Source organism: Ruegeria sp. AM4 (assembly GCF_056540665.1).
This window is the reverse complement of the sequence record NZ_JBQFXD010000001.1, coordinates 167316-193328: the sequence shown is the minus strand read 5'-3', so window position 1 is coordinate 193328 and position 26013 is coordinate 167316. Positions and strand designations below refer to the sequence as shown.

Genomic DNA, 26013 nt, shown 5'->3' with positions numbered 1-26013 from the left:
CACGCGGATATGCACTGGACGGCGCGGCGCGCGCTGCTAGGCTCGCCCCGATTTCAAGACCATCCAGGAGAATCCCATGTCGCTTGACGCCGTTCTCAGCAGGATCGACACCGACCTGTCCACCTCCATCGACCGGTTGATGGAGTTTCTGCGTATTCCCTCGATCTCGACCGACCCGGCCTTTCAGGAACAGGTCAATCAGGCGGCAGATTGGCTGGTTGCGGACCTGCAAAGCATCGGTATCGCAGCCGAAAAACGCGAAACCACCGGGCACCCTATGGTCGTCGGTCACGTCGGCGAAGACAGCGACGGCCCTCATGTCCTGTTCTACGGCCACTATGATGTGCAGCCCGTCGACCCGTTGGAATTGTGGACCCGCGACCCGTTCGATCCGGCGCTGGAAGAGACCGAGAACGGACAGGTCATTCGCGGTCGCGGATCTTCGGACGACAAGGGCCAACTGATGACCTTTGTCGAGGCCTGCCGGGCATGGAAATCCATTCACGGTACCCTGCCCTGCCGCATCACTTTCTTCTTCGAAGGCGAAGAGGAATCAGGCTCGCCGTCGCTGGTGCCTTTCCTCGAAGCCAACAAAGACGAGTTGAAGGCTGATCTGGCGCTGGTGTGTGACACGTCGATGGTCTCACGCGGTGTGCCGTCGATTGCCTCGCAACTGCGAGGGATGCTCAAAGATGAGTTCACCATCATCGGCCCCCGCATCGACCTCCATTCCGGCCATTACGGTGGTCCTGGCCTGAACCCGCTGCGTGAATTGTCGAAAATTGTCGCCTCTTTCTATGATGACGAGTCCGGTCGCATCGCCGTCGACGGATTTTACGAAGGCGTACAAGAGGTTCCTGCGGAACAACTGCGCCAATGGGAGAACTGCGGCTTTGACGAGGCTGAATACCTGAACTCGGTCGGATACACGCAACCGCACGGGGAAAAGGGTTACTCCACGCTAGAGCAGCAATGGGCGCGCCCAACGTTGGAGGTCAACGGCCTTTGGGGGGGCTATAACGGTGCCGGATCGAAAACAGTGATCCCATCCGAGGCGCATTGCAAGATCACCTGCCGACTGGTCGGCGACATGGATCCAGACGCGCTGCGCGACAAAATCCGCAAACACGTTGAAGATCGTTTGCCAACGGATGCAAAAGTTGTCTGGGACAATGACCTTGAAGGGTCACCCGCATCCGTCATGAACCTCGACCGCCCCGAGTTCGAAGCTGCGCGCGGCGCCTTGTCTGATGAATGGAACCGCGAGGCCGTCTTTACCGGAATGGGCGGATCAATTCCGGTGGTTGGCTATTTCGACAGCGTCCTGGGACTGGATTCGATGCTGGTCGGTTACGCCAATGACGATGACGCGATCCATTCGCCCAACGAAAAATATGATGTGAAAAGCTTCCACAAAGGCATCCGGTCCTGGGCGCGCATTTTGGACGCTTTGGCCAAATAGGACCTTTTACAAGGCGCTGCCTCGCGCGCCGGGATATTCAGCTAGATGAAGTAAGGGTTCCCTACTTCATCTGGCCGAATATCTCAGGTGAGTTGCGGTTTGCCGCGGCGGGGGCAACGCCCCATTCACTTACATATGAATTACGCGCCCATAGGCGTCCAAGACGCTTTCATGCATCATCTCGGACAGAGTCGGATGCGGGAAGACGGTGTTCATCAGATCTTCTTCGGTGGTCTCCAACTGGCGTCCAACGACATAGCCTTGGATCAATTCCGTCACTTCGGCACCAATCATGTGTGCGCCCAGCAATTCGCCCGTCTTGGCGTCAAAGACCGTCTTGATCAGACCCTCGGGCTCACCCAATGCGATGGCCTTGCCGTTCCCGATGAATGGAAAGCGACCGACCTTGATGTCATAGCCAAGCTCTTTCGCCTTGGCTTCGGAATACCCAACTGAAGCCACCTGCGGCTGGCAATAGGTACAACCGGCAATGCTCTCGGGTTTCACCGGGTGTGCGTGCTTTCCAGCGATCAGTTCGGCGACCATAACGCCTTCGTGGCTGGCCTTATGCGCCAGCCAGGGCGCGCCTGCTATATCGCCGATGGCATAGAGCCCATCGACCCCGGTGCGGCAGAATTCGTCGGTGACAACATGGGTGCGGTCGATTTTGACGCCCAATGCCTCGAGCCCGAGGTTTTCGACATTGCCGACAATCCCGACCGCCGAAATCACGGTGTCGAAATCATGCTTTTCGACTTTGCCCTTAACTTCGATATGCGCGGTGACCTTGCCTTTGGCGCGATCAAGCTGCTTGACCATCGCTTTTTCCATGATGGTCATGCCTTGTTTGGTAAAGGCTTTCTTGGCAAAGGCGCTGATCTCGGCGTCTTCGACCGGCAGTACACGATCCATCACCTCGACCACGGTCGTATCGGCCCCAAGCGTGTTGTAAAAGCTGGCGAATTCGATGCCGATCGCGCCCGAGCCGATGACCAGCAGTTTCTTGGGCATCTGCGGCGGTTGCAGCGCGTGCTTGTAGGTCCAGACCAGATCGCCGTCAGCTTCGAGACCCGGCAGTTCGCGGGCACGGGCGCCGGTGGCAAGAACGATATTCTTGGCCGTCAGCTCCTCGGTGCCTTTGTCCGTTTTCACGCTGACCTTGCCCTTGGCTGGAAGCGTCGCCGCGCCCATGAAAACAGTCACTTTGTTTTTTTTCAGCAGATGGCCGATACCGCCGGATAGCTGCGCAGCAACCCCACGCGAGCGTTTGACGACCGCATCCAGATCATACCCAACCTTGTCGGCTTTCAGTCCGAAATCCTTGGCGCGCTCCATCAAGTGGAACACTTCGGACGAGCGCAGCAGTGCCTTGGTCGGGATGCAGCCCCAGTTCAGGCAGATACCGCCCAGGTGCTCGCGCTCGACCACGGCGGTCTTGAGACCCAGTTGCGCGGCGCGGATGGCGGCGACATAGCCTCCGGGGCCTGCCCCGATAACGATCAGATCAAAGGATTGTGCAGCCATGTGTACCTCTCGGCGCGGGTCAGTTGAAAACTAGTTTACCATTAAACTATTTTTTACAGGGCATCAATCGTCGCGTCCGCGACAAATGTGACGCAGGGTAATTTCAGCGCTATCGCGCCGGTTTCAGCCTATACCGGCATGAAAGCTGACGCTAGATAAAGAGAAACCCTGCCCTCTAAATTACCAATCAGATTGAATGTCGAAGGTTTTATCATGGCTAAAACGCTCAAGGACCTATTGTTCGCTCTCTTAAACGCAACGCTGATCCTGCTGGCCTTGTGCTTGTTTCTGGGCTGGAAGCTGTTCCAATCAGCGCAAACCGTACGCGAAGGATTCGCCGAGAGCCTGCAAGTGGTTGCACCGCTGCGTGAAGAAGCGCAGGGCATTCGTGGTGAATTGGCAGGGCTGCGCAGCGATCTGGCCGCGATCCGGGATCAGGGGGGTGCGATTGATTCCGCCGCCCGCGCCAAACTGAACGGGACGCTAAATCGGCTGAACGACATTGAGACCAAGCTGGAAAATGCACAGACCCGGCTTGCTGGACTGGCCGAGAACCCCGAAGACCTGATCAACCACGCAGTCACGACATCAGCCGAAGCTATTACCGATCAGGTCTTGATTATCCGGGGATGTGCGCCGTCGTCCTAACCGGCGGCCTGCAAGGCCCGAACAGTCGAACCGTAACCACCAGCACTGACATAGGCCGCTTCATGAGGCGTCATTGGCCGTTCCAGCGCTTCGTTCCGATAGGGGAAGCGGCCGAACTGGCGGATCACCTCGCGATGCGCCCGTGCGTGCAGAAGGTTACTGTCACGGTTTTCCGGCATCCGCTCGCACATCAAACGCACACAGCGTTCCTGATCGCACAGGTTTTCCGAATGCATCAACGGCAGGTAAAAGAATTGCCGGGCGGGCTCATCAATCTTCATGTCCCAGCTTTTGTCGATAGCACATTTCGCTGCGGACAACGCGGCGCGATCCGTTGAGAAGGCGCGCTTGCTGCCTCGGAACATGTTGCGGGGAAACTGATCCATCAGGATGATGTAGGCCAGCGAACCACTGGGATAAGTCAGCCACAGCGAAAACCGCCCGTCGCATGCAGCAGCCCATGTTTCCAGAAACCTGTCACGGATGGTGGCATCAAGCGTTTCATCCTGATCGTACCAACCGTCGGGGCCAATCTCATCCAACCAAAAACTCAATACTTCTTCGGGACCAACCATGCCCTGAACTCCGTTTGTGCCCTCCCCAGGGACGTAAGGTCATATAAGGACGTTTTACAGAAGTGTTACAGTAACATATTGCAACACAGACGTCACATTTCCTGAGCTTAAGCGGGTTCTTGCCCGTCCGATTCGTCCTGCGCGGCCTCGATGACGACCTCCTGCGCCACTTCAAGCGCAACGGGCGAGGCGGTTGGATAGATCGGCGCAATGGAACCGGTCTCGTCAACCGGGACATAAGCGCGCTGTGTCATCCGGAATGCGGCATAAGCCACTGTCACGAACAGCAGGGCCGCGATGAACAGGAAAAAGCCCTGCGGCCCGAACACACCCTCGCCCATTAGCCAGCCGGTTATCAGCGGGCCCGCGATCGCTCCAAGTCCGTTGATGAATACCAGCCCGCCCGAGGCGGCAGCCATGTCGTCATATTCAAGGTAGTCGTTGGTATAGGCGATCAGCAGAGAATAAAGCGGGTTCGACATCCCCCCAATGCAGAAGGCCGAGGTCAGAAGAACCGGAAAGGTTACTCCGAAAATCATACCCACGATTGCGGCGCTCCCGCCGATCGCTGCAACCACAAGGATCAGCAACCGGCGGTCCATCCGGTCAGATAACCAACCCAGAGGGTACTGCAGAACCAAGGCACCGACATAAAAGGCTGCGACAAAAGTCGAGATTTCGACCAGCGACAGACCCGCATGCGCGCCATAAACGGCCGCCATTGCGAATTGCGCGGAAAAGACGCCGCCCAGCAGGAACATACCCACGCATCCCAGCGGCGAGGTATTGTATAGTTGCCGCAACGACATTGGCTTGGTTGTGTCGAAGGCCGGTGTTGGGGAAATCGACAACAGGATCGGCGCGAATGAGATGGAAACGAGGATCGAGGCGATCACAAAGGTCTCGTACCCGGCCGGATCGCCGACCAGCATCAACGCCTGCGCGCTGACGACTCCGGTCATCTGCACAATCATATAGAGCGACAGCGCCTGACCGCGGTTTTCATTGCTGGCGGCGTTGTTCAGCCAGCTTTCCGCCGTCACATACACACCCGAAAAGCAGAACCCGATCAGCACACGCCCAAGGGCCCAGGCGATTGGATCGGTCAGCAGGGGGTACATGATCATGACGGCCGAAATGAAAGACGCCAGCGCGGCGAAGACCCGCACATGGCCGACCCGCCGGATCATTTCCGGCGCCAGTCTCGAACCACCCAGGAATCCCAGAAAGTAAGCGGACATGACAAAGGACATCTGCAAGGTCGAAAACGACTCGATCTCACCCCTGACGCCCAGCAGCGTGCCCTGCAACCCGTTGCCCACCATCAACAGGCCCATCCCAAGCAAAAGCGCCCATGCGCTTGAAATCACCTGAAGCATCCAAGGCCCCCTTTGCAGTCACCCGAGTGTTTTGCCGCTTGGTGCGATCAAATATCGCCCCGGTCGCGCCTGTCTACGACATTGTGTCGAATTGATCCGAAATTTCTACCGATCACGGGATCAATAGCGACGCGTCTCCGTATGAGAAAAACCGGTATTTCTGCGCAATCGCATGGTCATACACCGCCTTGACCCGATCCTGCCCCATCAGGGCTGACACCAGCATCAGCAGCGTGGATTTCGGCAGGTGGAAATTGGTCATCAGCGCATCGGTTACATGAAATTCGAAACCCGGATAGATGAAGATATCGGTCTCGCCTTCCCAATCCTGAATCTCACCACTGCGCGCAGCGCTTTCGATCAGTCTAAGCGCGGTCGTTCCCACTGGTATGACCCGCCCTCCGGCGGCTTTGGCGGCCCTGATCTCGGCGGCGGCCTGTTCGCTGACCTGCCCCCACTCAGCATGCATTCTGTGCGTTGTCACGTCCTCGACCTTGACCGGCAAAAAGGTTCCAGCACCGACATGTAGCGTCACATGGGTGGTTTCGACACCCTTTGCAGCCAGCGCCTGCAACAATTGCTGATCAAAATGCAGCGAAGCGGTGGGGGCCGCGACAGCGCCCGAGTTCCGGGCCCAAACGGTCTGATAGTCGGTCTTGTCCTGCGCGTCAGCCGGACGTTTGGCGGCGATATAAGGCGGAAGCGGCATTGACCCCGCCTGATCGAGCGCGCGGTCGAAATCTTCGCCCTTGAGGTTGAACCGCAGATAGGCGTGGCCACCTTCGACCCGCTCAAACCGGGCGGACAGTGTATCGGAAAACACAATCTCTTCGCCTGGCTTAACCTTTTTCAACGGCTTTATCAGCGCCGACCATCCGCCATCGGCCTGCGGGTCCAGCAATGTGGCCTCGATCGCGGCAGAGACCGGGCCTTGCGCAGAATTGCGGTGCCGCCTTCCGTTGAGACGTGCGGGGATCACCTTCGTGTCGTTCAGAACCAGACGGTCGCCGGGGCGCAGCCAATCCGGCAGATCGAAAACCTGCTGATCATGCAACACGTCACCCTGCGCCACCAGCATGCGCGCGGACGAGCGCGGATGCGCAGGTCGCGTCGCGATCCGGTCTTCGGGCAGGTCAAAATCAAAGTCGCTCAGTTTCATGGCCGCGCCATACATCGCCGAAACAGATTCGGCCACCGCTGCGCTCAGCGATCCTCGCCCCGTGTCTGCGCCGCCGGATGATTCTTGATCGGTCTGTTGCTCGTGGCATTGGGGCCGTCCGAGACCGTCGGCGCTGGTGCCCGCAACAGGTTACGCAAAAACAGCGGTGCAAGTCCTGACAGCGGGTTCACCGAAACCTTCGGGTCGGTCAATGGCCCTTTGAGGGTGTAGTTGAAGGCAAAAACGCCCTCGCCCTTGCGCGTCAGAACGCTGCCGACCGCGTTCAGCAGATAGATCGGAGAGATTGCGCCCCGCAGGTCCAACATCCCGGCCACCGTGTTAATGGTGCCATCGAAGGACAGGCCCATCGACGGTCCGACCGCGCTGCCGCTGAGGACCTTTATCTGGGTCGGCGTGACGCGCATCTGGCTTTCGATTGACGAGAAATATATGCCCTGCCCGGCCATTTCGTCCAACAGGCCAACAAGGCTGATGGCGTTCAGCAGGGCCGCCATTGCGGGCGCGTCCTTGATTCGCGTATTGCCGATCTTGAGACCGACATCATAGTTGCCCTCGGCAGCGATCGGGTCCAACTGAAGGGCAAAAGATCCGCCACGCGCCTGTGTGATCACCCCAGCCGAGCGCAGCACGGCCCCGGCATCATCCGATGTCAGACTGACCGCAGTTCGCCCACCTTGTGGTGCAACCTGACCGCGGATCGCCGCCCCGCCATTGACCAGAGCCGTGAACGCACCGGACAGGCCGCCGGTCGTCTGAAACACGCCTTTGAGACCTGTCAGCGCAACGGATTCGGTCACCTGCAAGCGATCCAGCGCCACATCCAGTTTTGGTCCCGCGCCCGAACCCGACCCCTCGCTTTTACCGAAGGTCGAATTGCCCAGATTCATCACGCCACCCAACACCCGAATGTCCGGCACTGCACTGCCACGTCCGACTAACTCGGCGGGCACCGCCAGCCAGTCGCCCAGTTCGAAACTGCTGAACCTCATCCGGTCCAAGTCACCATTGCGAAAGGAAATCGAGGCAAGGCTGCGCAGCCCGGCGGCATTCAGGCGCAAAGACTGAACAGCGGGTTGCGCGCCCAGCGTCGCCTCAAGCGACAGCGTACCCGCGGTGCGCGCAGCTTTGCGCCAACCCAGTTCCGGGATGGCCAGCCCGACCCCGACCAGATCGGATTGCGCCGTCAGCGACGGCGGATCGCCTGCGCCGATATCCAAGGTGAAATCGGCGAGACCCTGTCCCGTCACCATACCGGACGGCAGCCCCGCACCGATCTGCTTCATCAAAAGATCAGACAACTCGATCCGCCCGGTCAACGTGCTGCGCTGAGGCGTGCTGCCCCCGATGGGCTGGGTCCACGCGGCGCTAACGGGCACATCTCCGAAGTACCCGTCGCCGTCTATCGATACCTGAGTCTGATCGCCAGTCAGACGCAGACCAGCGGCGCGAACGTTGGTATCGGGGACAAGCTTGTCGCTGTCGATATCCGAAAGCGCGGCGGTATAGTGAAACTCGGTGTCTTCAAGCTTCAATCCCTTGACCAGTGGCAAAGCCAATGTGCCCTGCAACGCGACCTGACCCTGCGCCAGATCTACCGGCAGATTGGCCTTGGTCATCACCTGCAACGGTGGTTGGTCCAAAAGCGACAACGCCGCCGTCACGCTGCCGTTCGCCTTGATACGCGCAATCGCAGGTGCCTTTTTGCGAATGCCGATATCGGGAATGATGAACGAGGTCCCCGAGGCATCGACCAAGCCACCCTGTTCGGCTTTGACGACACCCTTCTGCGCCGTCACGGTAAACCTGCCGTTCAGCATGCTGACTTGACCCTGCGCCTGCTCGACCGGAGGCAGCGTCTTGGCAAACTGGACCTTTGCGTCGTCGAATTCGAAACTCGCAAAAACATCAGGCTGCGTGTCGGGTTTGAGGCGAAGGGCAAATTCCAGGTCCGACAATTGGCCCTCAAAAATGTTCTCATCGACCCAAATGCGCGGTTTGGCGGCCAAGCGGGGTGGCCAATAGCCCAACACCTGACCGACCTTCATCCTGTCGATCTGCCCGTCGATGCTGGCCTTCCAGCCATCATCCAGACCAGCCAGATCGCCGCTGAGGCGCAACCGGTGATCGCCATCTTCGACCCGCATCTGCCCCAGCTTCAGCCGAAACGGGGCCAGCTTCATCTGAAAGTCGATATCTGCATGCGTCAGGGTCAGCGGATCAAGGAACAGATCGGCGGGGTTGATTTCGATTCCGCTGAGTCGGAATTGTACATCCATGCTTTCCAGCCCGCCCGCGGGACCACCCTGCAAATAGGCTTTGCCATCGCCCCGAACCGTTCCCCAGGCCGAGTCGATCGACACCTCGTTGAAATCCAGCACCTGCCGCGCAGGGTCATATGTGAAATAAGTGCGCGCGGCCTCGAATTTGACTGGCAGAGTTTCTGGCGTCGGCTGGACTGCGCCCGCCCCCAGATTCAGCGTGGCAAAAAGCGGACCCAGCGCACCGTCCGCATTGACGCTGCCGCGCAACGCCCCCGAAATGGGACTCGTCAGCACCTGCATCCAGGCCAAGGCCGGGGAATGCCCGCCGATATCCTCGGCCGGGAAGTCGGTAATTGAAACGCCGAACTGTGCTGCCGCACTGTCCAGCGTGCTGGTATAGTTCGCCTCGATCTCGCTGACATAATCCCGACCGGCAAGGATCGAAAAGCTGGTCGCCAGCCGGACCTCGCGTGCGCTGCGGGTCATCTGGATGCGGCCCCCGTCCAGCACCCAGGACCGCCCCTGGCGCAGATCGCTGTAGTCCAGCGTAATCGCGTCCAGCTCGACCGATGTCAGCGCCGACAAGATCGGCGATTTAAAGACATCGTCCGATGTTTCGATCAACTGAGCCAGGTTTGGCGCCGCGCCAACGGGCGCGCTGCCTGAGCCGACGGTCAAGGTCAGCGCCCCGTCCTTGCCTCGGGTCAGCGCGATTTGCGCCCCATTCAGGACGATACGCTTGGGGCGCACGTGACCACGCAACAACGGGCGCATGGCGAGGCTGGCGCGCATATCCGACACTTCGGCGATCTGTTGGCCTGCGGCATCGCTGATCTGCACATCGGTCAGGCGCAAACGCGGGCGCCACCCCTCGTGAATGATGAAACTGACATCGCCGAACCTGATCTGAACGCCACCCAGCGCCTGATCCAAGCGCGCCTCGACCCGGTCGCGCAGCCAGACCGGCGCGTGCATGCGCTGACCGATCACCATGAACGCCGTGATGACGGCAAGCAGCACCAGAACCACGACACCGCGCATGGCCCACAACCCGGCAGTGCGTCGGCGCGACCGGCGACGGGGTTTCTTGTCCGCCTGCTGATCACCCTGTTGTTCTGGCTGCACCAATTTGCGTTCCACGTCTTTCAACCTGCCCGGCGCGCCCTATGATACGGGCAACCGAAATTTCCAAGCCGGAGTTTGCATATGCCCGACGTTTCAGACATCGCCCCCGATTTCACTCTGCCTCGCGACGGAGGTGGCGAGGTGAGCCTTTCGGATCAGCGTGGCCAGGCCGTCGTTCTGTTCTTCTATCCCCGCGATGATACGCCGGGCTGCACCAAGGAATCCATCGGATTCTCGGAACAACTCAAGGACTTCGCGGATGCGGGCGCTCACGTTTTTGGTATCTCGCGCGACAGCGTGGCGAAACATGACAAGTTTGTCGCCAAGCACCAGTTGACGACGCCGCTGTTGTCGGACGAAGAGCAGAGTGTTTGCGAGGATTACGGCGTCTGGGTTGAAAAGAACATGTACGGGCGCAAATCCATGGGGATCGAACGGTCAACATTTCTGATCGATGCCGAAGGCAAGATCGCCCGCGTCTGGCGCAAGGTCAAAGTCCCCGGTCATGTGGATGAGGTGCTTGAGGCCGTGCGCGCGCTGTAGACCTGCACCGCCATCTGGTCTATGCCCCGCCGAAACCCTGATACCGGCGGAGCGTCCCCCCGTGCCCAAGACATTGACCCAGATGGCAACCGAGGTTCTGACAACTGCGGACGGGCGGGCCAAGACCGCCCTGTCCAAACGCTATGCCGCCGACTGGTTTGCGGCACGAAAGGGCGACGCGCCCGAGATACCGGTCGGCACCGCAACACCTCCGCTTTCCCCGGCGCGACCGGACAAGCCCGAGTTGCTGTCTCCGCGAGATGTGCCAAAGCGCCGCCCTGGAACCGAGGCCGGGCGTATCGCTCTGCTACATGCAGTGGCACATATCGAACTGAACGCGGTTGATCTGCACTGGGACATCATCGCCCGCTTTGGTCATGTGCCGATGCCGATCGGGTTCTATGACGATTGGGTCAAATGCGCCGAAGAGGAATCGCGCCATTTCGAAATGGTGTGCGACTGTCTGGAGCAGATGGGCAGCCACTATGGCGCCTTGCCCGCCCACGCTGGCATGTGGCGCGCTGCCGAAGACACTGCTGAGGACCTGATGGGCCGTCTGGCGGTCGTCCCCATGGTGCTTGAAGCGCGCGGATTGGACGTAACCCCCGGTATGATAGACATTTTCCGCAAGGCGAAGGACGAACAGGCGATTGCTGCGCTGGAAGTCATCTATGCCGAAGAAGTCGGGCATGTGGCCTATGGCTCGAAATGGTTCCATTTCCTATGCGGTCGCGAGAACGCCGACCCCAAGGATGTGTTTCATGCGCTCGTGCGACGCTATTTCCACGGCGTGCTCAAACCCCCTTTCAACGAGGAAAAGCGCGCTGAGGCCGGATTGCCACCAGATTTCTACTGGCCACTGACCGAAGATCTGCCTGCGCCGGGCACCTCGGCAGGATGACTACCACAGTGCACATCGGCAACTTCCCGCCGATATCTTGCGGGAATTCCCCAGTTACGTGACGCCAATTGTCAAGAATGTTGCCCAAAAGGTCATGTTCCTTTACGCAATCGCCCCAAGAGGCGGCTACTCACTCACAACCTGCCTCGCTTATGGGGACAATTGAGGTACGGCGCGTGCGAACACGTCTGGCAATCAAACTACACTCACTACTCGAGCGGCACTTTCCGGAACGCCGACTCTTTTTGAAATCCGACACCGATACACGGTACATCCGACTGAGTTCCGAAACTCAGGTCGCAGCGGTTGCTGGCGTCGCCGTCATGGTCGGCTGGACAGCCGTTGCCACGGCGATCCTGCTGATGGACAGCATCGGGTCAGGCAACTTCCGCGAACAGGCAAAACGGGATCAGGCGACCTATCAGGAACGGCTGAACATCCTGTCCGCCGAACGCGACGCGCGCGCTGCAGAGGCGATGGCCGCCCATGAGCGGTTCAATGCGGCGCTTGAACAGGTTTCGGCGATGCAATCGGAACTGCTGAAATCCGAGAACCGCCGACACGAGCTGGAAACCGGGATCGAGGTCATTCAGACGACTTTGCGCGCGACCATGAAGCAACGCGAGGCGGCCAAGACCGAATTGGCAGAGTTGCAGGCAACCACGGACGGCGATGCCCCTTACATGATGGCATCCGCCAACCCGGCGCAAATGGCGTTCATGACCGATGCGTTGACCCGCACAGCGCAACAGCGCGATCAGATCGCCGCCGATGCACAGGGCGCGCTGGACCAGCGCGACGAGCTTGAGCTGGAAATCCGCCTGATGCAGGAACGCAGCGACGAGATTTTCCGTCAGCTTGAAGAAGCGATGGTGATCTCGGTCGAGCCGCTGGACAAGATGTTCCGCAAGGCGGGCATGCCCACAGATCGTATCCTCGACGAGGTTCGGCGCGGATATAGCGGTATGGGCGGTCCGCTGACCCCTTTATCCTTCAGCACGCGCGGTGAGGAACTGACCCCCGACCAGATCCGCGCCAATGTCCTGCTGGAACAGATGGACCAGCTGAACCTGTATCGCATTGCGGCCGAAAAGGCCCCCTTCGCCAGCCCTGTAAATGCCGCCGTTCGCTATACCAGTGGATATGGTACGCGTCGCGACCCCAAAACCGGTGGTCGTCGCATGCATAACGGTGCCGATTTCGCTGGCGCCCCCGGCACCGACATCTTTGCCACAGCGGACGGAGTCGTGACCCATGCGGGCTGGCAATCGGGCTTTGGTCGGCTGGTGAAAATCAAGCACGCCTTCGGGATTGAGACACTTTACGCTCATAACACGAAGATCCGCGTAAAGGTCGGTCAAAGGGTCTCGCGCGGGGATCATATTGCTGATATGGGTAGCACCGGACGGTCCACCGGAACGCATCTGCACTACGAAGTACGCGTGAATGGTAAACCCGTGAACCCTATGACCTATATCAAGGCTGCGAGAAATGTTTTCTAAGAGCAAAATCAACGAGCCCGGATCCAAAGAGGCTGAGGCAACAAAGCCGGCTGCACCGGCAACTCCGGCATCCCCGGCACCGACTGAAACCAAGGCAAGCACGGCACCCAAGCCCAAGCCGCCGGCATCGGTTCTGTCGTCGGATCTGCACATCACAGGCAACCTCAAGACCTCGGGCGATATTCAGGTTGAAGGCACCGTCGAAGGTGACATCCGTGCGCATCTGCTGACCATCGGTGAAACCGCCACCATCAAGGGTGAAGTCACTGCCGATGACGTCGTGATCAATGGCCGAATCGTTGGCCGTGTGCGGGGCCTGAAGGTGCGCCTGACCTCGACCGCGCGCGTCGAAGGGGACATCATCCATAAGACCATCGCGATCGAAAGCGGTGCGCATTTCGAGGGCTCGGTCCAGCGTCAGGACGACCCGCTGAACCCCGGCCGCAGCGCTAAGTCGGGTGCCAACCCGGCGGCAGAGGTCAAGCAGTAACCACTGCCGATCCAGCACGGATATCTTTGAACGCCGCAGGTCTTCCTGCGGCGTTGTTCGTTGTAGGTCGGGCGTCAGAGCGGAACTTAGCTTAGTTCACAAAATGCAGGCGGTCGAATTCACCACGCCAGGCCGAGACCTCGGGTAGAATTTGTTCACCGCTCAGACCGCGCGTGATCAGGTCGGCCAACCGCGCGGCGTGATCAGAGGTCATGCCCCAACGAACCAATTCCGGTGTGCCGATCCTAAGACCGTTCATATCGCCTTTGACCGGATCAACGGGCAAACCAATTCCGCAGGCAAGGAAACCGCTTTGACGCAGCAGTTTCGAGGCCGCCTGCCCGCCGCCAAAGGGGGCTGCAAGAACGGCAAACTGATGCGAGTTGGTAAAGCCGTCTGTACCGGCAAAGACCGGAACGCCACCGCCATCCAAAGCCTTTGCCAAGGCTTGGGACATGGCAATCATCTCAGACGCATAGTCCGCCCCATGATCCTTCCAATCCAGCATTGTAACCGCAAGCGCGGCGGTTTTGGCGGCGTCGAAATTGGCCGTCATTCCCGGAAAGGCAATGGCATCCAGCGCCTGCGCAATATCGGCGTCGTTGGAAACGATCAAACCTCCAGCCGGGCCTCCGAGGCTCTTATAGGTGCTCATGGTCATGAAATGCGCGCCCTCTTGCAAGGGATTGGACCATGCACGACCTGCGATGATGCCGCATTGGTGGGCGGCATCGAACATGACCTTTGCGCCGACCTCATCCGCGATGGATCGCACCTCGGCCACTGGGTGTTCGAACAGGTTCAAACTGCCGCCAATCGTGATCAGCTTGGGGTTCTCGGCCCTGGCCAAGTCGCGTAGTTGGTCGAGATCAACGGTGTACCCATCCGCGTTCACCAGCGCTTCGAGCGTGCGAAGGCCAAAAAGCCCGGCGCAACCAGCCAGATGATGCGTCACATGCCCACCAATCGACGCAGGCGGTGCAATGATCGTATCGCCCGCTTTGCAGGTTGCCATAAAGCCATACAGGTTGGCGATTGCGCCCGATGGCACCCGCACCTCGGCGAAGCGGGCGTCAAACACTTGCGCGCACAGTTCGGCGGCGATGATTTCGATCTGTTCGATCGCCTCCAATCCCATTTCGTATTTGTCACCCGGATAGCCCAGCGACGGTCTGGACCCGATACCCGAGGACAACAGCGCCTCGGCCCTGGGGTTCATCACGTTTGTGGCCGGGTTGAGGTTGAAACACTCTTTCTCGTGAATCTGACGGTTTTCTTCAGCCAGGCGCTCGATCCGCGCCAAAAGATCGTCCGAAGACGCCGATGCGGTCTGATGCGCGGTCTTTTGAACCAAGGTTTCACTGAGGGCTGGCACCCAGTCTCTTTGTGCTAGTGTCATCTGACATTCTCCTGTTTGAGCCGAGTGTGACCGCTGCGGCGTGACATCGCAAAGCAGAATTGCTATTTCTTGGCGTAGAAAAACTAAGGCTAAGAGAATGAGCGTCGCCCCGAAACGCCCCAAGGGTCCGCCCCTGAACGCGATGCGCGCCTTTGAGGCTGCGGCGCGACATGTCAGCTTTGTCGCCGCGGCAGAAGAATTGAGCGTCACGCCCGGCGCGATTTCGCAGCATATCAAGGCACTGGAAGGCTGGGCCGGTGCGCCGCTGTTTCGCCGGAACGCTCAAGGGGTAGACCTCACGCCCGAAGGCCGGTCGCTTGTTGCAGGGTTCACTTTGGCCTTTGACCAGTTGGCCGACGCAGCCCGGGCCTTGCGCAACCTCAGGCCCAATGCCGATTTCCATATCGCCGCCCTGCCCGCCATCGCCCAGCTTTGGCTGCCGCAACGGCTGCGACGGATCAGGGCGCAGTTTCCGAACATCAATTTCTCGGTCACCGCGATGGAGACCCCGCCCAGCCTGTCGCGAGAACTGTTCGATCTGTCGGTCTTCTTTGCCGTTCCGAACGGGTCCCCGGATCAGGTTGCCGTCTGCGCGGACGAAATTATCCCGGTTTGTGCGCCCATGCTTTTGCAGCAAGTACGGCGCACAAGCGGCTTTCAAACGGTTCCGCTGTTGCACGATCAGGTGTGGAATGATGATTGGACCTTGTGGTCCAAAGCGACTGAAACGCGTTTGCCCGACGACAAGAATGGCCCTCAGTTTTCGCTTTACAGTCTGGCCGTGGAAGAGGCCAAAGCCGGTGCAGGCGTGTTGATGGGGCATTTGTGTCTGCTCGAAGAGGCGTTGACCTCGGGCGCGCTAAAGACCGCACATGCGCAATCCTGCCCGACAGGTCGGTCCCTCGTGATCCAATTGCCCCGACAATCGCGGCGTCGACCGGAAACAGATGATGTCGTCGCATCGCTGTCGACTTGACCCGACCCGCTGTCACCACACTTGCGCCGGCGACCGATTTACCGGAGGTTAATTTTGGTCGGTTTGTGGATCGGGCCGATGTAATGGGTGCAAACCCTGTGAAGCCCACGCGCCAGAAAGGAAACTGATAGGATGATTGCCTACGTCACTGTTGGTGCGGACGACATCGCGCGGTCAAAGCGGTTTTACGCGGCCTTCCTGCCCGCCCTTGGTTACGGGCTTGAAGAGGGCCCTGAGGGTCTGAGCTATGCGCTGCCGATGGAAACGGGTCTGTCTGTGGCTTTGCCCGATTTCTACGTCAAGCCAACCTTTGATGGTCGCCCGGCATCTGCCGGGAATGGCTCGATGGTTGCCTTTGAGGCGCGTAACCAACAGCAGGTGCGCGACCTGCATGCAGCCGCACTTGCGGCGGGCGGTTCTGACGAAGGTCAGCCCGGTTTTCGCGCCGCATATGGACCGAAATTCTATGTCGGCTACCTGCGCGACCCGCAGGGCAACAAGATCGCTCTGTTTTCAAGCGACCCGAACGAGCCAGGGCGCGACGGGTAACGCGACTTGTACAATCAAACCCAGAAAAAACCGATCCGCGTCGTCAGGGCAACGGCATTGATGCCCTCCGCTGTCCGAGTACTGTATGTAAAATCTCTGCCCTTTATTTCGGTGTCCCATTCAGGGTTCGCACCTATACCGCGACCGCATTACCGGGCGCAGATACACTGACGAAAAAATTCCCCGTGCCCACAGTTTCACAAAACGCACTTTTTGAATTAACCTAAAAACCATTGTTTTGTGGAGGACTTTTCATGTCATCAAAACTCATGGCCGAATTCTTCGGTACATTCTGGCTGGTACTGGGCGGATGTGGCAGCGCCGTTCTTGCAGCGGGCGTCGCGGACGTGGGCATCGGCTGGCTGGGTGTCTCATTCGCCTTTGGCCTCACCGTTTTGACCATGGCCTATACGGTCGGCCATATCTCGGGCGGGCATTTTAATCCGGCGGTAAGTCTGGGCCTGATGATCGGCGGGCGTTTCGAGGCCAAAGACCTGCTGCCCTATTGGGCCGCTCAGGTTGTTGGCGCGATTGCCGCAGCGCTGGTGCTATACCTGATCGTCAGCGGTGCGCCGGGATTTGAAGGCGTCGGCGGGTTCGCCTCGAACGGCTATGGCGAGGCGTCGCCCGAAGGTTATTCGCTGATGTCGGCCTTGATTATCGAAATTGTCCTGACCGCGTTCTTCATCCTGATCATACTTGGAGCCACCTCTGATGGAGCCCCTGCCGGATTTGCCCCCATCGCAATCGGACTTGCGCTGACCCTGATCCACCTGATTTCGATCCCGGTGACAAACACCTCGGTCAACCCGGCGCGTTCGACCGGCGTTGCGTTGTTTGCGGATGGTCCGGCGCTGGCGCAGCTTTGGCTGTTCTGGGTCGCACCCCTGATCGGTGGCGCCATCGGTGCGATTATCTGGAAAGTTCTAAGCCCCGACGACTGATCCGTCGGACGATCCCGGCGCCGAAACCGGCGCCGGGTATAAACCTATTCGGTCACAGTGACCTTTTTCATCGCATCCGGTTGACCGATCACGGCCCCATTCTGGCCCTCGCCGCGCTTGATCGCGTCAACGACGTCCATGCCGCCGGTCACCTGGCCGACAACGGTGTACTGACCATTCAGAAATGGACCCGGCTCGAACATGATGAAGAACTGCGAGTTTGCGCTGTTGGGATCCTGAGCCCGCGCCATACCGACAACCCCACGGTCAAAATTGACGTCCGAGAACTCGGCAGGCAGGTCGGGGCGATCCGAACCACCGGTTCCGGCGCGACCGAGGTTTCCACCCAGACGGCCATGTTCCACATCGCCGGTCTGCGCCATGAAGCCATCGATCACACGATGAAACACGACGCCGTCATATTTGCCCTCGGCAGCCAGAGCGGTGATCTGCTCGACATGCTTGGGGGCGACATCTTCGAACAAGTCAACGGTGACGGTGCCATTCGCCCCCTCACCTTCGATCTCGATCTCCAAGCCCGTTGCAAGCGCAGGGCTTGCCAGCAAAACGAATGCAGCAGCCAGCTTATGCATCGGCAGCCACCTTGACGCTGATCATGCGATCGGGGGTTTCTGGCGGCTCACCGCGAACAATGGCGTCCACATGCTCCATCCCGTCGATGACGCGGCCATACACGGTGTACTGGCCGTTCAGGAAGTGGTTGTCCTTGAAGTTGATGAAGAACTGCGAATTGGCCGAATCCGGGTTCGCCGACCGCGCCGCGCCCAGCGTGCCACGATCATGCGGCAATTTCGAAAACTCGGCCGGAACGTTCGGCAGCGACGAACCGCCAGTGCCCGCCATACGCAGGTTGAACCCGTCTTCCATATCGCCGTGCTGCACGTCCCCGGTCTGCGCCATGAAGCCGTCGATCACACGGTGAAAGGCCACGTTGTCATATTCACCACCGCGCGCCAGATCCTTCATCCGGGCCGAGTGCTGAGGGGCCACATCGGGCAGCAGTTCGATGACGACATTGCCGTCCTTCAACTCGATGATGATGGTGTTTTCTGGGTCTTTGATTTCGGCCATGAGGCCCTCCTGTCGTGTTAACTTGCGCAAATACCTAAGACGCGGGCGCGCGAATGCCAAGTGACGCATTGACCTGAGGGCAAAATGCAGGAAAAGAACCGCCTAAACCGAGTTTACGCTAAGAGGATCGCACGATGGGCTGGAAAACGCTGAACGACATGGACCTGAACGGAAAACGTGTATTGGTGCGCGTCGACATCAACGTGCCCGTCGTCGATGGTGTCGTCACCGACGCCACCCGCATTCAGCGGATTGCGCCCACGGTGCGCGATATCCTGGATGCAGGCGGCAAGCCCATCCTGCTCGCGCATTTCGGTCGCCCGGGTGGTGAACGCCGCGAGAACCTTTCGCTGAAACAATTGGTCCCCACACTGGAAGCCGCTTTTGACGCCGAAGTTCTGTTTGCCGCGGATTGCGTCGGCAGCGAGGCTGAACTGGCGGCGGAGACACTACAGCCCGGTCAGGTTCTGTTGCTTGAGAATACACGGTTCCACGCAGGCGAAACCATGAACGACGCGGACCTTGCAGTCGGCATGGCGAAACTGGGCGAGGTCTATTGCAACGACGCGTTTTCGGCAGCGCACCGCGCCCACAGCTCGACCGAGGCGATCGCGCGATTGCTGCCCTCTTGCGCGGGTCGCTTGATGCAGGCGGAACTAGAGGCGCTGGAAGGCGCATTGGGCGCGCCGAAACGTCCGGTGACCGCAGTGGTCGGGGGCGCAAAGGTTTCGACCAAGCTCGAGCTGTTGGGCAATCTGATCGAAAAAGTCGACTACCTTGTGATCGGCGGCGGAATGGCCAACACGTTTCTGGTGGCCAAAGGGATCGGTGTGGGCAAGTCACTGGCCGAACGTGAAATGAAGGACACCGCCTCGGACATTCTTGCAAAGGCAGATGGCACCGGTTGCAAAATCGTACTGCCAACCGACATTGTCGTCGCCGAAAAGTTTGAAGCGCGCGCACCGAGCCAGGTTCTGCCTTCGGATCAATGCCCCGACAACGCCATGATCCTGGACGCCGGCCCCAAGAGTGTGGACACAATTTCGGAGGTCTTTGCAAAAAGCCAGACCTTGATCTGGAACGGACCGCTGGGCGCGTTCGAACTGGAACCATTCGACGCGGCAACCAATGCTGCAGCGATGAAAGCGGCAGCTCTGACGCGGTCTGGTCAACTGATTTCTGTCGCAGGCGGTGGCGATACGGTTGCGGCGTTGAATGCCTCGGGCGCGGCGCATGATTTCTCGTATATCTCGACCGCAGGAGGTGCGTTCCTTGAATGGATGGAAGGCAAAACCCTGCCCGGCGTTGCCGCGTTAGAGCAGTAAGAACCCCTGCGGTAAGTCGTTGTAATTTTTCGGACTCACCAAGGCGATTTTGCGAATCAGGGGATTCACATCCCGAATCACCTGTGACATAGTGCCGTGAGATGCCCGAAAAGGGCACGTTTTTGAGGCAAGTTTCATACGGCGGTAAACAGAGTGTCCCGTTCCCATCGGCCCGGTCTGGGCTCAGTTGCTTTCTTCATGGTGGCGTTCATGCTGGGTGTCTATTTCACCTTTGCCGCCGTGCAGGGCGACTATGGTCTTTTCCGCAGGGTCGAGATCGCGGCGGAACGGGATGCTCTGTCACGCGATCTGGCGGCGCTTGACGCAGAAATCGCCAAAATGGAAAACCTGACGCGCCGCCTTTCCGATACCTATCTGGATCTCGACCTGCTGGATCAGCAGGCACGCTCGGTTCTGGGTATGATCCGCGCGGACGAGATCGTCATTCAGTAAATCTGCGATCCGCAAAACACCGCCCAGTTTCGCGGTACCAATCCCCAAATCAATCAATTTCCGCGTGCCCTGCCCCCGCGTCACATTAGCACTCGCCAGATCGCGCGAAATGCTTTAAGAGATAGTTTAACGCTAAACTATCTTGCCGAAAGGGGGAGGTCGCCACAATGGCTGCGCGAAAAACCACAAAGAAACCAAACGTTTCTGCGGAAGAACTTACCACCTATTACCGCGAGATGCTGCTGATCCGCCGATTCGAAGAAAAGGCTGGCCAACTTTACGGCATGGGTCTGATCGGCGGGTTCTGCCACCTCTATATCGGACAGGAGGCTGTTGTTGTGGGCCTCGAAGCAGCCGCCGAGGACGGCGACAAGCGGATAACCTCCTATCGCGATCACGGCCATATGCTGGCCTGCGGCATGGACCCGGGCGGTGTGATGGCCGAACTGACGGGCCGGATCGGAGGGCTGTCCAAAGGTAAGGGCGGCTCGATGCACATGTTCTCGAAAGAAAAGCACTTCTACGGCGGTCACGGCATCGTCGGCGCGCAGGTGCCGCTGGGTGCCGGGCTGGCCTTTGCCGACAAGTACAAGGAAAACGGCCGCGTGACATTTACCTATTTTGGTGACGGCGCAGCCAACCAGGGTCAGGTCTATGAGACCTTCAATATGGCTGCTATCTGGAACCTGCCGGTGGTCTTCGTGATCGAAAACAACCAGTACGCCATGGGCACCGCGCAGGCGCGCTCGACCTCGACCAAGGATATCTACCATCGCGGTGAAGCTTTCGGCATCCCAGGCGAGATCGTCAACGGCATGGATGTGCTGGCGGTCAAGGAAGCCGGAGAAAAGGCTGTTGCCCACTGCCGCGCGGGCAAGGGTCCCTACATCCTAGAGGTCAAGACCTACCGGTATCGCGGTCACTCGATGTCTGACCCGGCCAAATACCGTACGCGCGAAGAGGTTCAGAAGGTTCGCGAACAAAGCGACCCGATCGAGCATGTGCGCGAACTGCTGCTCAGCGGCAAACATGCCTCGGAAGATGACCTGAAAGCGATCGACAAGGAAATCAAAGAGATCGTGAACCAAGCCGCCGAATTCTCGAAAGAAAGCCCCGAGCCTTCCGTCGAAGAGCTCTGGACCGACATTTACGCCTGAGAGGACGATTAAGACATGGCAACCGAAATTCTCATGCCCGCCCTTTCGCCCACGATGGAAGAGGGCACGCTGGCCAAATGGCTGGTCAAGGAAGGCGACACCGTAAGCTCCGGCGACATCATGGCCGAAATCGAAACCGACAAGGCGACGATGGAGTTTGAAGCTGTCGACGAAGGCATCGTCGGCAAGATCCTGATCGGTGAAGGCACCGAAGGGGTTAAGGTCAACACGCCCATCGCAATTCTGGTCGAAGAAGGCGAAGACGCCTCCGCCCTGCCCGCGGCTGCGCCCGCAGCCGCAGCGGTGGCCGAGGCCGCCCCCGCGGCGGTTGAGGCCCTCGCTTCTGCCGCTGCACCGGCTGCTCCGGTCGTCGACCTGTCGCCCGATTGGCCCGCAGATGCGGAAATGAAATCCGAAACCGTCCGCGAAGCCCTGCGCGATGCCATGGCCGAAGAAATGCGCGGTGATGAAGACGTCTATCTGATGGGCGAAGAAGTCGCCGAGTATCAGGGCGCCTATAAAATCTCGCAAGGTTTGCTGGATGAATTCGGCGCCAAACGCGTGATCGATACGCCTATCACCGAACACGGCTTTGCCGGCATTGCGGTTGGTTCCGCTTTTGGCGGCCTGAGACCGATTGTCGAGTTCATGACCTTCAACTTCGCCATGCAGGCGATTGACCAGATCATCAACTCGGCCGCCAAGACGCTCTATATGTCCGGCGGTCAGATGGGCTGTCCCATCGTGTTCCGTGGCCCCAACGGTGCCGCCGCCCGCGTGGCCGCGCAGCACAGCCAGGATTACGCCGCGTGGTACATGCAGGTCCCCGGTCTGAAAGTCGTCATGCCCTACTCGGCCGCCGACGCCAAAGGCCTATTGAAATCGGCGATCCGCGACCCCAACCCGGTGATCTTCCTGGAAAACGAAATCCTCTACGGTCGTTCCTTCGACGTGCCACAGGTGGATGATCTGACCATCCCGCTGGGCAAAGCCCGCATCTGGCGCGAAGGCTCGGATGTGACAATTGTCAGCTTTGGCATCGGCATGCAGTTCGCGCTGGAAGCCGCCGACAAGCTGGCCGAGGACGGCATCAATGCCGAGGTTATCGACCTGCGCACAATCCGCCCGATGGACACCGGCGCGATCATCAACTCGGTGATGAAAACCAACCGCCTGGTGACCGTTGAAGAGGGCTGGCCGCAGGGCTCGGTCGGCAGCTACATCTCATCCGTGGTGATGCAGGAGGCGTTCGACTATCTCGACGCGCCCGTCATCAACTGCACCGGAAAGGATGTTCCGATGCCCTACGCCGCGAACCTGGAAAAACTGGCGCTTGTCACCACCGATGAGGTGATCGCGGCCGTGAAACAGGTGACCTACCGGTAATGGAGATCAGGGGCCGCGATCCAGCAACCGAATGCTACCGCGTCGAGATTGACCTCGATAATCGTACTGTGCGGGCGCTTGTGCCCGAGCGGCTGGCGGCGGATATGCGGTTGATCGGCGCGCGGCCCTCTCACCAGACAGCCTATGTTTGGTTGGCTGAGAACAAAGAGAAAATCGAGGCTGCGATTGCGAAACTCGCACGCGGCACCGGGCGCCCCAAGGCGCCCTTTGACCAAATTACTCTGATTGAGGAGCGCTGAAATGCCCACCGAAATCCTGATGCCCGCCCTGTCCCCGACGATGGAGGAAGGCACACTTGCAAAATGGCTGGTCAAAGAGGGCGACACAGTCGCCTCGGGCGACCTGCTGGCTGAGATTGAAACCGACAAGGCCACGATGGAATTCGAGGCCGTCGACGAAGGCACCGTTGGCAAAATTCTGATCCCGGAAGGCACCGAAGGGGTCAAGGTCAACACCGCAATCGCGATTCTGCTGGAAGATGGCGAAAGCGCCGATGACATCTCGGCAACACCAGCCAAAGTTCCCGAGGCGGCGCCCGCCGCCGCGGGCAACGAGGCTGCCGCGCCTGCGGCACCCGAGGCGCCCGCCCCTGCCCCGGCAGCTCCGGCCAAGGCTGATGGCGGTCGCATCTTTGCTTCGCCTCTGGCCCGTCGTATCGCAGCCCAAAAAGGTCTGGACCTGACGCAGATCGCTGGCTCTGGCCCTCACGGTCGGATCGTCAAGGCAGATGTCGAAGGCGCAACCGCAACGGCACCTGCGCCTGCTCCGGCCGCTGCCGCTGCACCATCCGCACCTGCGCCCGCCGGTCCATCGGCGGACGCCGTGGCGAAAATGTACGAAGGTCGCGCCTACGAAGAGATCAAGCTCGACGGTATGCGCAAGACCATTGCCGCACGCCTCAGCGAAGCCAAGCAGACCATCCCGCATTTCTATCTGCGCCGCGATATCAAACTGGACGCGCTGCTCAAGTTCCGCAGCCAGTTGAACAAGCAGTTGGAAGGCCGTGGCGTCAAGCTCAGCGTCAACGACTTCATCATCAAGGCGGTCGCCAATGCGCTGCAACAGGTTCCGGAATGCAATGCCGTCTGGGCAGGTGATCGGGTGCTGCAACTGAAACCATCGGACGTGGCCGTTGCGGTCGCAATCGAAGGCGGCCTGTTCACGCCGGTCCTGCAGGATGCAGAAACCAAGTCGTTGTCCGCACTGTCGACCGAGATGAAAGACCTCGCCGGTCGTGCCCGCGACCGCAAGCTGGCTCCGCATGAATATCAGGGCGGCACCTTTGCGGTCTCAAACCTCGGCATGTTCGGCATCGACAATTTCGACGCCATTGTGAACCCACCGCATGCCGGTATTCTTGCCGTTGGAACGGGTCTGAAAAAACCAGTTGTCGGCGACGACGGAGAATTGACGGTCGCCACAGTGATGTCTGTCACCATGTCGGTTGATCACCGGGTCATCGATGGGGCACTTGGGGCGCAGCTTCTGCAAGCCATCGTCGACAATCTAGAGAACCCAATGGTCATGTTGGCTTAAACCACTCTGACCTTGCACGAAAAAAGGCCGCCTTGAAGAACAAGGCGGCCTTTTTTGTTTATTCAATTCGACTTACTGGTCTTTGCCCAGCATATGATCCATCGAGATTGATGGTTGGTCACACCCGGCTTCGCCAACGATCTTGGCGGGAATACCGGCAACCGTCGTGCAAGCAGGCACTTCCTGCAAAACCACCGAGCCCGCCGCGATGCGGCTGCAATGACCAACCTCGATATTGCCCAGTACCTTGGCACCGGCACCGATAAGAACGCCATCTCCGATGGTTGGATGGCGCTGCTCTTCTTCCTTGCCGGTCCCGCCCAGCGTTACCGAATGCAGCATCGAGACATTGTCGCCCACAACAGCCGTCTCACCAATCACGATGGAATGGGCATGGTCGATCATGATACCCTTGCCGATCCGGGCGGCGGGATGGATATCGATCCCGAAAATCTCGGAGGACCGCATTTGGAAGAAATAGGCCAGATCATGCCGTCCCTTCTTCCAAAGCCAATGGGCCACACGGTAGGCCTGCATCGCTTGGTAACCCTTGAAATACAGGATCGGCTGTAACAAACGGTGGCACGCCGGATCGCGCTCATAGACGGCCATCAGGTCGGCGCGCGCGGCTTCGAGCAGCGCCTTGTCGTCGGCATAGGCCTCGTCCACGATCTCTCGCAGCACCATCATCGACATCTCGTTCGAACACAGCTTGGCCGAGATACGATAGGACAGCGCCCTCTCAAGGCTGCGGTGATGCAGGATACAAGCATGCACCAACCCGCCCATCAGCGGCTCTTTCTCGACGGCCGCGTGGGCCTCAGAGGTGATGCGATCCCAGACCGGGTCCACAGGTGTCACTTGGCTGCGCGTTTCAAACATGGCTTTTCATCCTTTGCTGCGCCTAGAATAGCCACTTAAGTCCAAAATGGCCAAACGCAAACCCTTGATGAAGATTGCAACAAAAAATGAACGACGCTGATCTGCAATATTTTGAACGTTTGATCCGGGAACGCCTGACCGCTATCGAAGACGCCTCGGCATCGGGGCAAGCGGCGCAATCGGTGGTCGAGTTGGACCAGCAATCCGTTGGGCGGCTAAGCCGGATGGATGCTTTGCAAAATCAGGCGATGGCCAAGGCCCAGCAGGCACGGCGGGATCTTGAAGCGCGTCGTCTTGGTGCCGCGCTCGCCCGCATGAGCGAGGGCGAGTACGGCTATTGCGAAGATTGCGGCGAGCCGGTCGCCCGGGGACGACTGAAGCTGGATCTGGCCGCCACCAAATGCGTTAGCTGCGCATCCGGCTGACTTGAAATCGGGTCAGTTGATGCAGAACCATTTCAAAACACTCGCAATATTGAATGTCATCAAAACTTGGCTCATTCACCAAGGGGCGATTACGCGCCGTCGCCATCAACGAGCCGTTTCCGTGCACCGGGTGCAGCAGGCCTGTTCTGGACACATGTTGATGCGCCAGTTCGGCCTCGACCAGCATCCGCGCGCACAGGGATGGCCTTGCCGCCCGCGGCACTGCCAGTAAGGCGCGCGCCGCAGAACTTACATCGCCGTGCAAAACCGGTCGCATC

26 protein-coding genes are annotated in these 26013 nt (G+C 59.3%); 16 read left to right on the top strand and 10 right to left on the bottom strand.

Features of this window, described 5'->3' with window-relative positions; translation table 11 throughout:
* The first annotated feature begins 76 nt into the window (after positions 1-76).
* Positions 77-1462, top strand: coding sequence for a dipeptidase (locus ACR0JA_RS00970; RefSeq protein WP_480568676.1), 1386 nt, complete (start codon positions 77-79; stop codon positions 1460-1462).
* A 129-nt stretch (positions 1463-1591) separates the two neighbouring features.
* On the opposite strand, the gene lpdA is transcribed toward ACR0JA_RS00970, so the two are convergent.
* Positions 1592-2986: a dihydrolipoyl dehydrogenase gene (gene lpdA, locus ACR0JA_RS00965; protein ID WP_480568673.1), complete on the bottom strand. Its 1395-nt coding sequence runs from the start codon at positions 2984-2986 to the stop codon at positions 1592-1594.
* 213 nt (positions 2987-3199) lie between these two features.
* Between lpdA and ACR0JA_RS00960 the strand changes: the two genes are divergently transcribed.
* Positions 3200-3634 carry a hypothetical protein gene (locus ACR0JA_RS00960; RefSeq protein ID WP_480568670.1) on the top strand — a complete coding sequence of 145 codons (435 nt, stop codon included), beginning with the start codon at positions 3200-3202 and terminating at the stop codon, positions 3632-3634.
* Here ACR0JA_RS00960 and ACR0JA_RS00955 read toward each other — a convergent pair.
* From ACR0JA_RS00955 to ACR0JA_RS00940, 4 genes are all read right to left on the bottom strand, one after another.
* Positions 3631-4209: a DUF924 family protein gene (locus ACR0JA_RS00955; RefSeq protein WP_480568667.1), complete on the bottom strand. Its 579-nt coding sequence runs from the start codon at positions 4207-4209 to the stop codon at positions 3631-3633. The two genes, ACR0JA_RS00960 and ACR0JA_RS00955, sit on opposite strands and share 4 nt — an antisense overlap.
* 107 nt (positions 4210-4316) lie before the next feature.
* On the bottom strand, positions 4317-5588 hold the full coding sequence (locus ACR0JA_RS00950) for an MFS transporter (RefSeq protein WP_480568664.1): 1272 nt from the start codon (positions 5586-5588) through the stop codon (positions 4317-4319).
* Between the two features lie 112 nt (positions 5589-5700).
* Positions 5701-6747: a tRNA preQ1(34) S-adenosylmethionine ribosyltransferase-isomerase QueA gene (queA, locus tag ACR0JA_RS00945; RefSeq protein ID WP_480571099.1), complete on the bottom strand. Its 1047-nt coding sequence runs from the start codon at positions 6745-6747 to the stop codon at positions 5701-5703.
* 44 nt (positions 6748-6791) lie between these two features.
* Positions 6792-10169 (bottom strand): YhdP family protein, encoded by a 3378-nt coding sequence (locus ACR0JA_RS00940; protein WP_480568661.1) that lies wholly within the window; start codon positions 10167-10169, stop codon positions 6792-6794.
* A gap of 66 nt (positions 10170-10235) precedes the next feature.
* On the opposite strand from ACR0JA_RS00940, the gene ACR0JA_RS00935 reads away from it, so the two are divergent.
* From ACR0JA_RS00935 to ACR0JA_RS00920, 4 genes are all read left to right on the top strand, one after another.
* Complete coding sequence (locus ACR0JA_RS00935; protein ID WP_480568658.1) at positions 10236-10697, top strand: peroxiredoxin; 462 nt, start codon at positions 10236-10238, stop codon at positions 10695-10697.
* Positions 10698-10779: 82 nt separating this feature from the next.
* Positions 10780-11598, top strand: a complete 819-nt coding sequence (locus tag ACR0JA_RS00930; protein WP_480571096.1) for a ferritin-like domain-containing protein — start codon at positions 10780-10782, stop codon at positions 11596-11598.
* A gap of 176 nt (positions 11599-11774) precedes the next feature.
* The gene (locus tag ACR0JA_RS00925) at positions 11775-13100 is read left to right on the top strand and encodes a DUF5930 domain-containing protein (protein ID WP_480568656.1); all 1326 of its coding nucleotides are present in this window, start codon (positions 11775-11777) and stop codon (positions 13098-13100) included.
* Positions 13090-13590, top strand: a complete 501-nt coding sequence (locus ACR0JA_RS00920; protein WP_480568654.1) for a bactofilin family protein — start codon at positions 13090-13092, stop codon at positions 13588-13590. Before ACR0JA_RS00925 ends, ACR0JA_RS00920 begins: the two co-directional genes overlap by 11 nt.
* A 91-nt stretch (positions 13591-13681) precedes the next feature.
* Here ACR0JA_RS00920 and ACR0JA_RS00915 read toward each other — a convergent pair whose 3' ends face one another.
* Complete coding sequence (locus ACR0JA_RS00915) at positions 13682-14989, bottom strand: aminotransferase class I/II-fold pyridoxal phosphate-dependent enzyme (protein WP_480568651.1); 1308 nt, start codon at positions 14987-14989, stop codon at positions 13682-13684.
* Between the two features lie 97 nt (positions 14990-15086).
* On the opposite strand from ACR0JA_RS00915, the gene ACR0JA_RS00910 reads away from it, so the two are divergent.
* The 3 genes from ACR0JA_RS00910 to aqpZ all read left to right on the top strand — a co-directional run bounded on the left by ACR0JA_RS00910 (position 15087) and on the right by aqpZ (position 17458).
* Complete coding sequence (locus ACR0JA_RS00910) at positions 15087-15965, top strand: LysR family transcriptional regulator (RefSeq protein WP_480568648.1); 879 nt, start codon at positions 15087-15089, stop codon at positions 15963-15965.
* Positions 15966-16097: 132 nt separating this feature from the next.
* Complete coding sequence (locus ACR0JA_RS00905) at positions 16098-16514, top strand: VOC family protein (protein WP_480568645.1); 417 nt, start codon at positions 16098-16100, stop codon at positions 16512-16514.
* A gap of 254 nt (positions 16515-16768) precedes the next feature.
* A complete protein-coding gene (gene aqpZ / locus ACR0JA_RS00900) occupies positions 16769-17458 on the top strand; it encodes an aquaporin Z (protein WP_480568642.1) in 690 nt (229 codons plus the stop codon).
* 44 nt (positions 17459-17502) lie between these two features.
* Here aqpZ and ACR0JA_RS00895 read toward each other — a convergent pair whose 3' ends face one another.
* Together ACR0JA_RS00895 and ACR0JA_RS00890 are read right to left on the bottom strand one after the other, a co-directional pair.
* On the bottom strand, positions 17503-18051 hold the full coding sequence (locus ACR0JA_RS00895; protein WP_480568639.1) for a peptidylprolyl isomerase: 549 nt from the start codon (positions 18049-18051) through the stop codon (positions 17503-17505).
* On the bottom strand, positions 18044-18550 hold the full coding sequence (locus ACR0JA_RS00890; protein ID WP_480568636.1) for a peptidylprolyl isomerase: 507 nt from the start codon (positions 18548-18550) through the stop codon (positions 18044-18046). The genes ACR0JA_RS00895 and ACR0JA_RS00890 overlap by 8 nt, the downstream gene beginning before the upstream one ends.
* Before the next feature lie 134 nt (positions 18551-18684).
* Between ACR0JA_RS00890 and ACR0JA_RS00885 the strand changes: the two genes are divergently transcribed.
* The 6 genes from ACR0JA_RS00885 to ACR0JA_RS00860 all read left to right on the top strand — a co-directional run bounded on the left by ACR0JA_RS00885 (position 18685) and on the right by ACR0JA_RS00860 (position 24428).
* A complete protein-coding gene (locus tag ACR0JA_RS00885; RefSeq protein ID WP_480568633.1) occupies positions 18685-19875 on the top strand; it encodes a phosphoglycerate kinase in 1191 nt (396 codons plus the stop codon).
* Between the two features lie 153 nt (positions 19876-20028).
* The gene (locus ACR0JA_RS00880; protein WP_480568631.1) at positions 20029-20328 is read left to right on the top strand and encodes an FtsB family cell division protein; all 300 of its coding nucleotides are present in this window, start codon (positions 20029-20031) and stop codon (positions 20326-20328) included.
* A gap of 167 nt (positions 20329-20495) precedes the next feature.
* Positions 20496-21485: a pyruvate dehydrogenase (acetyl-transferring) E1 component subunit alpha gene (gene pdhA, locus ACR0JA_RS00875; protein ID WP_480568629.1), complete on the top strand. Its 990-nt coding sequence runs from the start codon at positions 20496-20498 to the stop codon at positions 21483-21485.
* Positions 21486-21500: 15 nt separating this feature from the next.
* The gene (locus ACR0JA_RS00870) at positions 21501-22871 is read left to right on the top strand and encodes a pyruvate dehydrogenase complex E1 component subunit beta (protein ID WP_480568626.1); all 1371 of its coding nucleotides are present in this window, start codon (positions 21501-21503) and stop codon (positions 22869-22871) included.
* Positions 22871-23131, top strand: a complete 261-nt coding sequence (locus ACR0JA_RS00865) for a hypothetical protein (RefSeq protein WP_480568624.1) — start codon at positions 22871-22873, stop codon at positions 23129-23131. Before ACR0JA_RS00870 ends, ACR0JA_RS00865 begins: the two co-directional genes overlap by 1 nt.
* Before the next feature lies 1 nt (position 23132).
* Complete coding sequence (locus ACR0JA_RS00860; RefSeq protein WP_480568622.1) at positions 23133-24428, top strand: pyruvate dehydrogenase complex dihydrolipoamide acetyltransferase; 1296 nt, start codon at positions 23133-23135, stop codon at positions 24426-24428.
* Between the two features lie 72 nt (positions 24429-24500).
* Here the strand turns inward: ACR0JA_RS00860 and cysE are convergent, their stop codons facing one another.
* Positions 24501-25310, bottom strand: coding sequence for a serine O-acetyltransferase (gene cysE / locus ACR0JA_RS00855; RefSeq protein WP_480568620.1), 810 nt, complete (start codon positions 25308-25310; stop codon positions 24501-24503).
* Between the two features lie 86 nt (positions 25311-25396).
* Here cysE and ACR0JA_RS00850 point away from each other — a divergent pair, with 86 nt between their 5' ends.
* Positions 25397-25735, top strand: a complete 339-nt coding sequence (locus tag ACR0JA_RS00850) for a TraR/DksA family transcriptional regulator (RefSeq protein ID WP_480568618.1) — start codon at positions 25397-25399, stop codon at positions 25733-25735.
* On the opposite strand, the gene ACR0JA_RS00845 is transcribed toward ACR0JA_RS00850, so the two are convergent.
* Positions 25716-26012 carry a DUF7742 family protein gene (locus tag ACR0JA_RS00845; RefSeq protein ID WP_480568615.1) on the bottom strand — a complete coding sequence of 99 codons (297 nt, stop codon included), beginning with the start codon at positions 26010-26012 and terminating at the stop codon, positions 25716-25718. The genes ACR0JA_RS00850 and ACR0JA_RS00845 overlap by 20 nt on opposite strands.
* Position 26013: the final 1 nt, after the last annotated feature.